We start from the raw sequence: 13236 nt of genomic DNA, 5'->3' as shown, positions 1-13236 counted from the left end.
GTGGGAATAATATCCCAATCGATCGGAGGGCGCAAGCTTTGCGCCCCTACAGTAACGGATTTTGTCCACAATGTAGGGGCGAACTGCGTTCGCCCAAAAGGTACATTATCAAAGCGCAGGTCCCTAACCACTAACTAACCACGGGAGCATCTCACCTTTGTAACCCCTAAATCAGGTTTTTATGTCAAGCTATTTTGAAAGTCTTGCTAGAAACCAGTTTTATGGATAAGTATAATTACTCACTTGCATAAATGAGATGCTTTCCCACTAACCACTAACCACTGTCCACTATCCACTGATAACTGATAACTGATCACTGATAACTGTTAATGTCCTTGCCAGCGATTAATTGTCACACAATCGATATCTAACTGATCGAGAGTACGAGCGATGACAAAATCGACCAAATCCTCGATCGATTGGGGATGATGATACCATGCCGGTATTGCTGGCACGATTCTAACGCCCGCCTCGGCTAAAGTAGTTAAATTACGCAGATGAATTAAACTAAAAGGAGTTTCTCGCGGCACTAAAACCAATTTTCTGCCCTCCTTAATCTGCACATCGGCCGCTCTTTCTAGCAAATCGGAACTTAATCCCCCCGCTAATTTGGCCACTGTACTCATGCTACAGGGAATAATTACCATACCAAGGGTGCGATAGGAACCACTGGCGATCGTTGCCCCCACATCACCCCAACGATGACAGCGTAATTTTCCCCCCTCCATCACCCCGCATTGACTGCGCCAAAATTGTTCTTGCAGCTCCGGTTCTGGCGGCATCCGAATATTATCTTCTGCTTGCCAGACGGTGTAAGCTGATCTGGAGGCCACTAGATCGATCGTGCAGTCGGCTAAAAGTAGATATTTGAGGGTACGCACGGCATAAATCAGCCCTGATGCCCCTGTAACGCCCAAAATTAGCGGTTTAGATAATTCCTTCAAGCTCTAATTCCTCGATCAATTGTAATCCTCTTGGGTCGCCCACCTTTAATAAAGCACCCCTAGCATCTTCCTTGACACCTAAATCCTCGTCTTCCACCAAGGCCTCGATCAAAGCATCGATCGCCGTGGCATAAATCACATTGAAGGGCAATTCTCGGCATAATTGACCGATCGACCAAGCGCAATTACTCCGCACCGCTGCGATTAAATCCCGGCGCAATCCTTCAATTAAAGGCGGCAACACGGTGATGATATCTTCATAATTGACCTTGGCAATCTGGGCCAAACTACTGGCGGCCCATAATCGCACCGCCGAAATATCAGTTTTAAGAGCATGAACCAAAGGCTCGATCGCTCTGCGATCACCACAGTTACCCAGGGCCCAAACTACCCCTTTTCTGACGTAACCATTCCAATCCCTGGCTAGTAAATCGATTAAAGGCTCCACGGCGCTAAGACTGGGATTTCGTCCCAAAGCATAGGCGACACTGACACGCACCAGGGGACAGACATCGTTTAACATCTCTAGTAAAGGTGCGATCGCTCTTTCGTCCCGCAATTCACAAAAGGCGCGAGCGGCGATCATTCTCTCGCTAACATGAGCAGAAGTAAGCAATAAGAGCATTTCCTCGGGATCGGGAGGGATTTCCGCTGCTTGATCCGGATCGCTCCCATCGAGAGGATTATTTAAGGAATTGCTAGAGTCTAGGATTTCATTGTCGTACATACTTGTTAGATTATCTTAATCCGTGACCGCTCACGTCAAGCCCAAAATCAAAAAGTAAGTAGTCGTGCAAAATTAATTTCCTAGTGAAGATAGGCAAGAGGCAACAGGCAACAGGCAAAAGAAAGAATCTGGCAATTCTCCCACCTAAAAACAAGGTCAGAAACTAAGTACATCAAAGCTTTTAGCTTACCAAATTAGGTTACACTTCATCTTGACGAGAAAGGCTGCAGGCTCTCTTATTCTTTGTGTGATAAGTTTAACTGATATAGTAGCGATCAATCTTTGTGTCCTTTGTGTCTGGAGTGGTTCGTTCCAGTCGTTCGCCCGCAAGACTGTATCTTAGAATACATTTTACCCACCAAACCTAAGACAGTCAGCTGCATTTACAAAACCTAGCAGATTAGAAAGTAAATACAGGGCAAATTCTAGCGTTTTTTCGATGCCAAGACGCGGATTTGAACCGCGGACACGAGGATTTTCAGTCCTCTGCTCTACCAACTGAGCTATCTCGGCTTTTTTTAGTCCTTTATCAATATAGCACGCCCTCGAAATAATTGCAAGGTTTTTTTCTAAAAAGTTTTCTGCTCGACTAGATTGGCAGGGTGAGGGTAAAAGTGGTGACAGCGTTGGCACTGGTGACATCGATGGTGGCATTCAGGGGTTTAATCAGTTTGTGGACTAAAGCTAAACCTAAACCGGTGCCACTGTAGCGCCAGGGATCGTGGTGAGGAATGCGATAAAAAGGAGCAAATATTCTTGATAATTCCTCTGGAGGGATTTCTACTCCTGAATTGCTCACATTAATTAATATTTGCTCGTCTGCACGCCAGACATTTACCCTAATTATCCCTTGTTCTGGGGTATATTTAGAAGCATTGGTCAGTAATTCCGCTATGATGCGTTCGATATCACAAAGATTGCTGTTAATCTCCGGTATATCCCCATCTATATCTAAAATTAACTGCTGTTGTCGCTCGCGGGTGAGAGTGCGAAAAGGTTCCACTAATAAGGGTAGCCAAGAAAGTAAGTCGATTGTTTCGATCGCCGGAGGTTCGCTTTCCGCATCCAGATAGGTTAAAGTCAACAGATCATTAACTAACTTACTCTGACGTTGAGATTCAATGTTAAGAATTTGCAACAGTTGACCGATCGAATCCTCTGGATCGATCTTGATCCCTTGATATTCTAGGAGACTTTCTAGGGTTTCCACCGCTAGACGGATGCTGGTGATCGGGGTTCGCAGTTCATGGGAAAGGGTTTTCAGGAATTCGCTTTTTAATCTTTCCAGTTTTTCTAATTCCCTCACTTGTGCTTGGGAAGATTCGTAAAGTCGCGCCTGGCGAATAGCGATCGCACATTCGGTGGCAATATGTTGAATCAAATTAGTTTCTAAGGAGTTAAAAATCTGATTAGCTGGCCGAATTAGCCAAATATTGCCCAAAAAACCCTGATCGTCAAAGATAGGACAAGCGCAACGGTTAACACGACAGATTTGCGGATTGCCAAGGGGAAGACGATCAACAAATTGTAAAATTTGTTTGTGCAGCAGCGGTTGATAGATTTCAGGAAAATCGCTAATTTGACAGCTAATTCCCTGACAGATAAGCTCTTGAGTGGTATATTCGTGGACAATAGTAGCTTGGCTGCGACTGGGATTGTAAAGCTCAATTTGGGCACGTTCTGCGGGTAAAACCTGCACTAATTCCCTAGTGGTGGTTTGCAGAATATGGTTTTCATCGAGACTATCGCGAATTTTTTCGGTAATCCGTCCGATTAATGCTTCATACTTCAAAGTCATCTGCAATTCGGCGGTTCTTTGCTGAACCTCCGATTCTAAGGCAGTATTCAAGCATTTTACCCGTTGGTGCAGTTCCGCTTGTTGAATGGCAATTCCCACTTGAATGGCTAATTGTTTAAGGAGATCGATTTCTTGGGATTGCCAAGAGCGAGTTTTTTGGCAATTTTGGGCAATTAGTAACCCCCAGAGTTGGTTATCGCAGATAATTGGCACCACCAAGTTAGCCTGTACTTGCAAAGAGGTGAGTAAGTTGCGATAACAGGGATCAAGTCCCGAATTATGGACATTTTCAATAACTTGAATTCTCCCACGACGATAATTTTCCAGACGTTCTGGGGATAAATTAAAACAGGGATCCTCGATGCTGTTTCCTAAGACGGAATTAATCCTCGCAGTATGGGATTCCACCACAATCATGCCACTATGATCGGGGAATAAACGATAAATTAACACTCGATCGCAGTTGAGGAATTGTCGCACCTCTTTAACGGTTCTTTGCAAAATGCGATCAAGATCCAACGATTGCCGGATTCTTTCCTGCATTACCCCCAATAGTTGTTCCCGTTCTGCTTGTAATCTTAAAGCTTCTTCGGCCTGTTTACGTTCGGTGATATTGGTACTGGTTCCCACTAAACGATAGATGCGCGCATTGTTATCCCGTAGGGGTGTTAAAGTCGTTAGCCACCAGTAGGGTATATTTTGAAAAGGTAAATACTGTTCGTAGGAAATAGTCGTTCCGTAACGCACACAATCACTATAGTGTTGCCGCACACTACGCGCATCATCGGGGGGAAGGATTTGTTCGGGAGTTTTGCCTTTAATCTCTGATGAACGCAATCCTGTCCAGCGTTCATGAACGGGGTTTGCTCCCACATAGCGAAAATCTCTATTTTCCAGCACGTCCACCACAAAAATCGACGCTTGCACGGAATTAAATATACTACGCAGAAACTGCTCGGAATACTCCTCTTTTAGCTGTTTATCTAGCTCGATCTCGGTTTCTGATGGCTGCTTTTCCATAAGAGCCTCCCATTGTGCTAATTGGTGGATTTGGATCGATAATCACAAAATCGTCGGCTACTCCTAGAGCGATTTAATTATTTCTTTAGATTCTCGCACGAATTTTCCTATCCGCTGCCGATTTCGATATATTTCTTTGCAAAAACGAGAAAGCAACCCCAATATACTGAGATCGCTTATCAGTTATCAGTTATCAGTTATCAGTGACCAGTTATCAGTGATCAGGTTTAAGTTTTAAGTTAAGTAGCTAGATACAATTAATTACACATATCCAATTACTTCTTCCATGAGTGCCTATCCTCACCAAGAAGTTAATTTTGTCCTATTACTTATATGTGTTATTTTCAGCGATCACTGTTCACTGATTACTGATTACTGATCACTGAATTTAGGCTTCTTGGTTGACAAAAGGCAATAAAGCCATTAAACGGGCCCGTTTCACCGCTTCAGTTAAATCTCGCTGTTGTTTAGAAGTTAAACCGGTGATGCGTCTAGGTAGGAGTTTGCCGCGTTCGGTGATGAATTTGCGGAGGAGTTCGGTGTCTTTGTAGTCAATCGGTTGACTGGGGGAGATGGGGGAGAGACGTTTACGATAGTAGCTCATAGATTTGTAAAGATTGCTTGACTTTTTAACTAAAGTGTGGTTACTTAATTTCCTTGTGGACGGTGTGCTTATTGCAGTGGGGACAGTATTTTTTGATTTCCAGTCTGCCGGTGGTATTGCGACGGTTTTTGCTGGTGGTGTAGCGAGAAACGCCGGGGGTACGCTTATCGGGATTACTGCGGCATTCCGTGCATTCTACAGTGATGATCAGGCGAACGCCTTTTTTACTAGCCATAACAACAGGGGATCGGGTAAATTTACACGCAATCGATCATTATGACATATCTAGGGCTTTTTAGGCAAGAGCGGCTGGGACGAACCAGGGGAATTGTCGGCTAAAAAGTTGAGTTTGGGATGAAATCCAGCACAAAAAAGCTAGAATAATCACAGCAGTTGGCGAGGATGAGGAAAAATGACGGTAAGATTGGGTAAACCGATTTTAGTGACGGGGATAGGCATTACCATCGCTTTCACCCTGGGGGAAACTCTCAATAGTACACTGAGCGAAATCAGTTCCTGGGGTATTTTCGGTGCGATTGCTCTTGGTGCTGGTATCTGGTTTTGGCAAAAACCCAACACGAAAATCGATTTTTCCCATCCCACTCCCCTGAGTCTAGAAAAGGTTAAACAAGCGATTAGCAAGGCCGAGAAGATAATTAATTATCTGGCCAAAGAAGACCCTAATCAAGACTTAACTCCACTCAAAACCAGTTTAAGCCAATTAAATCAAGAATTTAGTCGCCAAGACCTGAAAATTGCCATTACTGGTGCTAGAAAAACTGGTAAAACTGCCTTAAAAAAACTACTAGAAAGCGGCAACTTTGGGGAATCTATCGCTTTTCTGGAAACGGAACCGCTTCTAACTCTCAACTGCACCGCTAACCAGAAAAAGGCTCTGGCAGCCGACCTAGTTTTGTATCTCATCAATGGGGATTTAAGCGATTCCGAATGGCAAATCCTCCAGCAATTCGATCGAATGCACCAGCGTGTTATCCTGTTACTGAATAAACAGGATCGTTTACCCGCCGAAACCAGAGAAGAAATACTCCTTTCCCTGAAACAAAGACTGAAAGAAACTATTCCCTCTCATCATATTTTAGCCATAGCCGCTGCCCCTGAACCCCTAAAAGTTCGTCAACATCAAAGCAATGGAGAAATCAAGGAATGGACGGAACCCCAAACGGTAGTTATCGATCCTTTAGATAATCATCTCCGAAAAATTATCGAACAAGAAAAGTCCGAATTAGTTCTCGGAACTATCTGGAGACAAGCGCTCGAATTAGCCAAGGAAACCAAACAATTACTTAATCAATCCCGACGCAAAAAGGCTTTACCTGTTATCGAACAATACCAATGGATAGCCGCTACTGCCACTTTTGCTAATCCTCTGGCGGCCCTAGATTTAGTTTTAGCAGCAGCCACTAACGCTCAAATGTTAGTGGATTTAGGGGCAATTTATCAACAAAAAATGTCCCTTGAACAAGCAAAAACAGCCATGACTACCCTGGGGAAAATGATGGTACAATTAGGCATGGTAGAGGTGACAACCCAAGCATTAGGAACGATTCTCAAGGGAAATGCGATTACTTATATCGCCGGTGGTACAGTGCAGGGAATCGGGGCAGCCTATCTAACTCGTTTAGCAGGTTTAAGTTTAATTGAATATTTTCAAGAACAGGAAATTAACGAGCAACTGAATAATGATTGGAATTGGACGAGTTTGCAGGATAAAGTTAAACAGGTCTGGGAACAAAATCAACGACTAGCATTTTTACAGGATTTTGTCAAGCAAACGAGCGCTCGTTGGTCGGCATTTTCTGGTTAAAAAATCTAGTTAAGAACCGGGAAAAGGTAAATGCTGACGCAGCACATCCCAGCGCGAACAATCCCAATAATCGATATGAGAAATAATCAGATTATTGTCATCGAGAGTTAATTGGCTGCTTCCAGAAATAGCGATGGGAGGCCGCCAAGGTAAAGGGGTTGTCCAGTGCAATGTCCAACGGGTATTAATAATATTTCCCTGCTGTTCAATTGCGTGGACATCCATCTTAATAGCTTGGAACCATTGACTCATAAAACCAATCATTTCCCGATAGCGTTTAATCCCCCGAAATTGATTGAGAGGGTCTTGAAAATAAACGTTATCAGCATAAATATCATAGGTTTGATCCAGGGGAAATCTTTGATAATCTTGCTGCAAAATAGCGATAATATCCATAAAATACCCAATTATTCCCGATAGCTATTGTCTTTTTTCACTACTTAAAATATCACTCCCGTCAAACTAAAGGGACGGACTTCGGTAATTTTAACCTTAACAAATGTGCCGCGCAATTCCTCAATATTTCCCGTAAAGAAAGTTAAGCGATTGCCTCTAGTTCTTCCCATAACTTGACTAGCATCTTTAGGGTTAACGTCTTCCACTAAAATTTCCTCAATTCTGCCTAAATATCTTTGGGAACGTTCAGCAGCTTTTGTCGCCACTAAATGATTTAATCTTTGTAGGCGATCGCTTTTTACCTGCTCACTTAATTGATCATCCCAAATAGCGGCCGGAGTGCCTGGACGGGGAGAATAGGCCGCCGTATTTAATTGATCAAAACCAATCTCATCGACTAATTTTAAAGTATTCTCAAACTGTGCCTCTGTTTCTCCCGGGAATCCGACAATCGCATCGGCACTGATGGCAGCATCCGGCATTAAATCGCGAATATTAGCAATAATCCGTCGGTATTTTTCCTGAGTATAGCCCCGTTTCATGGCCTTGAGGATATCATTATCCCCCGATTGAAAAGGGATATGAAAATGTTCACAAACTTTAGGTAATTCCTGACAAGCTTTAATCAAACGTTCGGTAAAATAGCGGGGGTGACTGGTGGCAAAACGGAGACGTTCAATGCCGGCCACATCGTGAATGTAGTACAGTAAATCGGTAAAATTGTGCAGATGTCGGCCGCTTGCCGTCACTCCGGGTAAATCCCGTCCGTAGGCATCGATATTTTGACCTAAAAGGGTGATTTCTTTATAACCCTGTTGTCCTAATTGTGCCATTTCTGCTCGAATTGCCGCAGGAGTGCGCGATTGTTCCACCCCACGCACCCCCGGAACCACACAATAGGTACAGCGTTCATTACAACCATAGATGACGTTCACCCAAGCGGTAATATTACTATCCCGGCGCGGTTTGGTGATATCTTCCATGATGTGGATGGGTTCGGTGGCCACCACCTGGGAACCGTCAAAAACTTGTTGTAATAAGTCTCCCAAGCGGTTTGCGTGTTGCGGACCGATAATTAAATCCACCTCGGGAACCCGTCTTAATAATTGTTCCCCTTCCTGTTGGGCCACGCAGCCAGCGACCACTAGAGTAAGATCAGGTTGAGTTTGTTTGCGTTTAGCCTGTCTGCCGAGATAGGAATAAACCTTCTGTTCGGCATTATCGCGAATTGTACAGGTATTGTAGAGGATTAAATCGGCTTCGTTGGCATCCTCGGACCATTGAAACCCCAAATCTTCTAAAATACCCGCCATGCGTTCGGAGTCAGCTTTATTCATCTGACAACCAAAGGTGGTGATATGGTAACGACGTGGGGATTTATTCATGATGCTGGCTACAGAAACAAGAGTGCAGGTTTCTATTTTAGGCTATTTATCCTCTGACTATGGCCTGCCCCGATGGCCAAAAAGTTAGGATTGAGGATTGAGGAGATTATTTTTATTTATTGTCCCCACTTCCCCACACCCCACACCCCACACCCCACACCCCACACCCCACACCCCACACCCCACACCCCAGAAAAAGCATACTCAGCCATACAAGCAAATAAAAACGAAACTTTTGCTTTGAGGATATCTCCTGACTGGTAGGATAAAAATAAACCATACTAGGCAGTTTAACCTCCACGCCGCCGAGGCCACACCTTTAATCATCAAAGGAAAAGTATTTATATGTCTAAAAATCAAGTGTTCGACTTTTTCGCCTTAGCCGCTAAAAACGAAGAATTGGGTAAAAAAATGCGTTCAACCCAAGATCCTCAGCAATTACTAGAGATAGCTCGCTCCCAAGGCTTCGATTTCTCCCGTCCGGAATTAGAAGCGGCACTTAAATCCTTGCACGAGAGTCCCGACTTTTTCCAAAAGTTAGCTCATGCAGTCTTAGAAGTTTTCAGCCCTAACCACGATAATTATCCCTCGATCGGTGTCCAACCCTACGAAGGTGAGATCGATCGCTAGAATCAGTGAGCAGTGATCAGAGGTGAGTTTTCCTTTCACTGTTTACTGATCACTAAAAAAGGCTCCCTCACTCCCCAATTCATAAGGGAGCATCCCACTAAGCATTTGTCATCTAGTCTAAGTATAATTGCTTATGGCAAAAGTGGGATGCTCCCAATTCATAATTCATAATTCATAATTTATAATTCCCACTCCCCTCACCCCTCTACCCAACCCCAGCCGTATATAGTATAAAAAAATTATAAAAAAGCCGAAATCAGGGAAAAATAGGCTTTTATCTGCCAGTAAATCCAGCAGAGACAATTGAGCTGCCAAGAGAGAAGTTAAAGGGCAAATGCAGTCATAGCAAAGGTTTTAGCTGTCAATGTCCTGAGAATTGCTGAGGCTGATGGACGAAGGGAAGGAATGATTAACTTTCGTTAACCGGAAGATGAGAAATAATCATAATGTTTTATATTGTCAAAGGTGTCATAGTTTCCTATGCTTTTTTTAGGTTGATAATTTTGCCTGACTCGTCAAATTTTTACCAACCAGCCCTAGAAAATAAAATTAGTGGATGAAAACGGTCACGATCGAGATAAAATTTAGGATGGTCTTACCCCCACCTTGCCACGATCCCGACTGCCACCAAAGCTAGAGCAGGAAAAGTAACAAGGAAAGAATTTGACTGAAACAAAGTTGATAACGCTAACGAAATTAATAGTTTAGTTTGGCTTGACAAGCGAGGAACAAAAAAATGCCAATTGCAGTAGGAATGATTGAAACCCTAGGATTTCCCGCCGTTGTGGAAGCGGCCGATGCCATGGTCAAGGCCGCCAGGGTGACTCTAGTGGGTTACGAAAAGATCGGTAGTGGTCGCGTCACTGTCATTGTCCGGGGAGACGTTTCAGAAGTGCAAGCTTCTGTGGCTGCCGGAGTGGAAAACGCCAACCGGGTTAACGGAGGACAAGTGCTATCTACCCATATCATCGCTCGTCCCCACGAAAACCTCGAATACGTGCTGCCCATTCGCTACACCGAAGAAGTAGAGCAATTCCGCAGCTATTAAACACCGTTAATCGGGGTCAGCATCTATAGAGTCGAAGAAAGCCAACCATTAGGAGACAAAAATATTATGTCAATTGCAGTGGGCATGGTGGAAACCTTGGGTTTCCCAGCCGTCGTCGAGGCGGCTGATGCCATGGTAAAAGCCGCCCGCGTAACCCTAGTAGGTTACGAAAAAATTGGTAGTGGTCGCGTCACCGTCATCGTCCGGGGGGACGTTTCGGAAGTACAGGCCTCCGTATCGGCGGGGACAGAAGCGGCATCTAATCGTGTTAAAGGTGGTCAAGTCCTCTCGACCCACATCATCGCCCGTCCCCACGAAAACCTCGAATACGTTCTTCCCATTCGTTATACAGAAGCCGTGGAACAGTTTCGTGAAAGTGTTAACCCACAACCTTTAAGACGAATCTAGAGCGCAACTAACTTTTAGTGTAAACAAATTCCATGCAAATTGCCAAAGTTTGCGGAACCGTCGTTAGCACCCTGAAACCGCGCAGTATGACGGGAGTGAAACTTCTGCTTTTGCAATTCATCGACGCGCAAGGGCAACTTTTGCCTAAATACGAAGTAGCGGGTGATATTGTCGGAGCGGGGCTTAATGAATGGGTGCTAGTGTCCCGGGGAGGAGCGGCTCGGATCGAAGACGGGCAGAACAATCGCCCCCTTGACGCGATGGTGGTGGGGATTATTGACACTATAACCGTAGAAAATCGCACCCTCTACAGCAAGAGAGACGAATTTCGTCAATCCGGTTAAACATCGATAGGACCCAAACACAGTTAATTAACAACCAGCCAGCCAAATTCAGTATGGAGGAAGACTAACTATGGTCGTCCGCACAACGGCGGCTAGTCCGAAAAAGCGGACCAAATCCCCAGAGGAAACGCGCATAGACGAGAGTGCCAAAGTCCACACCTTCTCTAACCTCAGTGGCGCTATCGAGATCGGGGCGCGAGTGGTGATCGCTCCAGGGACTTCCATCCGCGCCGATGAAGGAACCCCCTTTCACATTGGCGACGACAGCAAAATTCAGGACGGAGCAATCATCCACGGTTTAGAAAAAAGCCGTGTGGTGGGAGATGACGGCCGAGAATATTCGGTGTGGATCGGCCGGGGCAGCTGCATCACCCACATGGCACTCATTCACGGGCCAGCCTATGTGGGCGATCGCTGTTTTATCGGTTTTCGCTCCACCGTCTTTAATGCCCGCATCGGGGCCGATTGCATCGTCATGATGCACGCCCTCGTTCAAGACGTGGAAATCCCCGCCGGTAAATTCGTGCCATCCGGTTCCGTGATCACCAGCCAACAACAGGCTGATCGCTTACCCGATGTCACAGAAATCGATCGAGCCTTCACTCGTCACATTGTCGATATCGACCTCGCCCCCAGCGTCCCGGTCAAAGCCCACAGCCCAGCGACTCCTGCACCAGCAGCCGCTATAAACATCGCTAATGAGACGCTATATAGAAATTCGGTGACACCTATGAGTTTAAATACAAACATTCGAGCGCAGGTTCGCTCCCTCCTCTCCCAAGGCTACAAGATCGGCATCGAATACGCTGACAAACGCCGCTTTAAAACCAGTTCTTGGTTAAGTGCCGGCTTTATCGACGGCGGCCGCGAAGAACAGGTATCCCAATCCCTAGAAGCCTCCCTGAGAGACCTGCAAGGCGAATACGTCCGCCTGATCGGAGTCGATCCCGCAGCTAAACGGCGCATACTGGAAATGATTATCCAACGCCCCGAAGACACACCGGGAGAACCGGCCCGCACCACCACCGCCGTCCACGGCGGTCATGGCAACGGTAACGGCCATTCCGACCTGTCCGTACAAGTGCGTTCCCTGCTGGCCCAAGGACTGAAAATCGCCACCGAACACGCGGATAAACGCCGGTTTAAAACCAGTTCTTGGTTAACCGGACCTGCGATCGAAACCAAGAGCGAAGCGGGCATCATTCGCGATATTGAAGCGATCGTGACTGAAAATAGCGATGAGTACGTCCGCCTGATCGGGATCGACCCGCAAGCGAAAAAACGGGTCGTCGAAATGATTATTCACCGCCCCGGCGGCACCCCCGCTAGTAACGGCAGCGGCAAAGCCAGCAGCTACAGCGCCCCCGCTAGTAACGGAGCCAGTTATAGCAGCAGTGGTAGCTTAAGTGGGGAAACGATCGCTCAAATTCGTTCCCTGCTCGCCCAAGGCTACAAAATCGGCACCGAACACGCGGATAAACGCCGGTTTAAAACCAGTTCTTGGCAGAGTTGCGCCCCGATCGAAAGCAATCGCGAATCTGAGGTAATTACTGCTTTGGAAGATTGTTTACGCGAACATAGCGGCGAATACGTCCGCTTACTCGGTATCGATGCTAAGGCCAAAAAACGGGTTTTAGAAACGGTGATCCAGCGTCCCGATGGTTCGGTGGCTAGTAATGGCAACGGTAAAACCGCCACCGTTGCTGAACCGAGTTTCAAAAGCTATGCTTCTGGCTCCTCCGGCGGCGGTACTGCCACTTTAACCAGTACCTTAACGGCGGAAACGATCGCTCAGATTCGTTCTTTATTGAACCAAGGTCACAAAATCGGGGCCGAACACGCGGATAAACGTCGTTTTAAAACCAGTTCTTGGCAAAGCTGCACCCCGATCGAGAGCAGTCGCGAATCCGATGTGGTGGCCGCTTTAGAAACCTGTCTGCGCGACCATCAAGGGGAATACGTTCGTCTAATCGGGATTGACTCCCAAGCGAAACGTCGTGTTCTCGAATCGATTATTCAACGCCCTTAATTTCAGAACTCGGCGATCGGTGAAGGGAGATAGGTGTTAGGTGTTGGCGGATCGGGAAAAATGCCCGAAACTCTAACC

Annotated in this window: 13 protein-coding genes and 1 tRNA gene; 6 read left to right on the top strand and 8 right to left on the bottom strand. The window is 45.9% G+C overall.

What is annotated here, in order from left to right; all coding sequences use genetic code 11:
• Positions 1 to 326: 326 nt before the first annotated feature.
• The 6 genes from IM507_RS04095 to rpmG all read right to left on the bottom strand — a co-directional run bounded on the left by IM507_RS04095 (position 327) and on the right by rpmG (position 5328).
• Positions 327 to 944 carry a flavin prenyltransferase UbiX gene (locus IM507_RS04095; RefSeq protein ID WP_069474427.1) on the bottom strand — a complete coding sequence of 206 codons (618 nt, stop codon included), beginning with the start codon at positions 942 to 944 and terminating at the stop codon, positions 327 to 329.
• Positions 928 to 1671, bottom strand: coding sequence for a HEAT repeat domain-containing protein (locus IM507_RS04090; RefSeq protein WP_069474426.1), 744 nt, complete (start codon positions 1669 to 1671; stop codon positions 928 to 930). The genes IM507_RS04095 and IM507_RS04090 overlap by 17 nt, the downstream gene beginning before the upstream one ends.
• Before the next feature lie 440 nt (positions 1672 to 2111).
• Positions 2112 to 2184 (bottom strand) — tRNA-Phe (locus IM507_RS04085).
• A 76-nt stretch (positions 2185 to 2260) separates the two neighbouring features.
• On the bottom strand, positions 2261 to 4489 hold the full coding sequence (locus IM507_RS04080; protein WP_287231744.1) for a sensor histidine kinase: 2229 nt from the start codon (positions 4487 to 4489) through the stop codon (positions 2261 to 2263).
• A gap of 388 nt (positions 4490 to 4877) precedes the next feature.
• Positions 4878 to 5093 carry a 30S ribosomal protein S18 gene (gene rpsR, locus IM507_RS04075; RefSeq protein WP_002732313.1) on the bottom strand — a complete coding sequence of 72 codons (216 nt, stop codon included), beginning with the start codon at positions 5091 to 5093 and terminating at the stop codon, positions 4878 to 4880.
• A 40-nt stretch (positions 5094 to 5133) separates the two neighbouring features.
• On the bottom strand, positions 5134 to 5328 hold the full coding sequence (rpmG, locus tag IM507_RS04070) for a 50S ribosomal protein L33 (RefSeq protein WP_002734724.1): 195 nt from the start codon (positions 5326 to 5328) through the stop codon (positions 5134 to 5136).
• 177 nt (positions 5329 to 5505) lie between these two features.
• Between rpmG and IM507_RS04065 the strand changes: the two genes are divergently transcribed.
• Positions 5506 to 6918 carry a slr1306 family protein gene (locus IM507_RS04065; RefSeq protein ID WP_123230622.1) on the top strand — a complete coding sequence of 471 codons (1413 nt, stop codon included), beginning with the start codon at positions 5506 to 5508 and terminating at the stop codon, positions 6916 to 6918.
• Between the two features lie 9 nt (positions 6919 to 6927).
• Here the strand turns inward: IM507_RS04065 and IM507_RS04060 are convergent, their stop codons facing one another.
• Both IM507_RS04060 and miaB read right to left on the bottom strand, forming a co-directional pair.
• Entirely contained in the window at positions 6928 to 7314 is a 387-nt protein-coding gene (locus IM507_RS04060) for a DUF2358 domain-containing protein (protein WP_287636659.1), read from the bottom strand.
• Positions 7315 to 7358: 44 nt separating this feature from the next.
• The gene (gene miaB, locus IM507_RS04055) at positions 7359 to 8699 is read right to left on the bottom strand and encodes a tRNA (N6-isopentenyl adenosine(37)-C2)-methylthiotransferase MiaB (RefSeq protein ID WP_042790437.1); all 1341 of its coding nucleotides are present in this window, start codon (positions 8697 to 8699) and stop codon (positions 7359 to 7361) included.
• 345 nt (positions 8700 to 9044) lie between these two features.
• Between miaB and IM507_RS04050 the strand changes: the two genes are divergently transcribed.
• From IM507_RS04050 to IM507_RS04030, 5 genes are all read left to right on the top strand, one after another.
• Positions 9045 to 9329, top strand: coding sequence for a Nif11-like leader peptide family natural product precursor (locus tag IM507_RS04050; RefSeq protein ID WP_002731728.1), 285 nt, complete (start codon positions 9045 to 9047; stop codon positions 9327 to 9329).
• A 736-nt stretch (positions 9330 to 10065) separates the two neighbouring features.
• Positions 10066 to 10377: a carbon dioxide-concentrating mechanism protein CcmK gene (locus IM507_RS04045; RefSeq protein ID WP_002734613.1), complete on the top strand. Its 312-nt coding sequence runs from the start codon at positions 10066 to 10068 to the stop codon at positions 10375 to 10377.
• A gap of 66 nt (positions 10378 to 10443) precedes the next feature.
• A complete protein-coding gene (locus tag IM507_RS04040; RefSeq protein WP_002733426.1) occupies positions 10444 to 10785 on the top strand; it encodes a carbon dioxide-concentrating mechanism protein CcmK in 342 nt (113 codons plus the stop codon).
• Positions 10786 to 10817: 32 nt separating this feature from the next.
• Positions 10818 to 11129 carry a EutN/CcmL family microcompartment protein gene (locus IM507_RS04035; RefSeq protein ID WP_002734360.1) on the top strand — a complete coding sequence of 104 codons (312 nt, stop codon included), beginning with the start codon at positions 10818 to 10820 and terminating at the stop codon, positions 11127 to 11129.
• Positions 11130 to 11199: 70 nt separating this feature from the next.
• Positions 11200 to 13158 (top strand): ribulose bisphosphate carboxylase small subunit, encoded by a 1959-nt coding sequence (locus IM507_RS04030; RefSeq protein ID WP_287636657.1) that lies wholly within the window; start codon positions 11200 to 11202, stop codon positions 13156 to 13158.
• The last annotated feature ends 78 nt before the right edge of the window (positions 13159 to 13236 follow it).

The organism is Microcystis sp. M20BS1 (genome assembly GCF_020245305.1).
In the GTDB taxonomy this organism is placed as follows: domain Bacteria; phylum Cyanobacteriota; class Cyanobacteriia; order Cyanobacteriales; family Microcystaceae; genus Microcystis; species Microcystis ichthyoblabe_A.
Note: the sequence above shows the minus strand (reverse complement) of the source record. Positions and strands in the feature narration are given on the sequence as shown.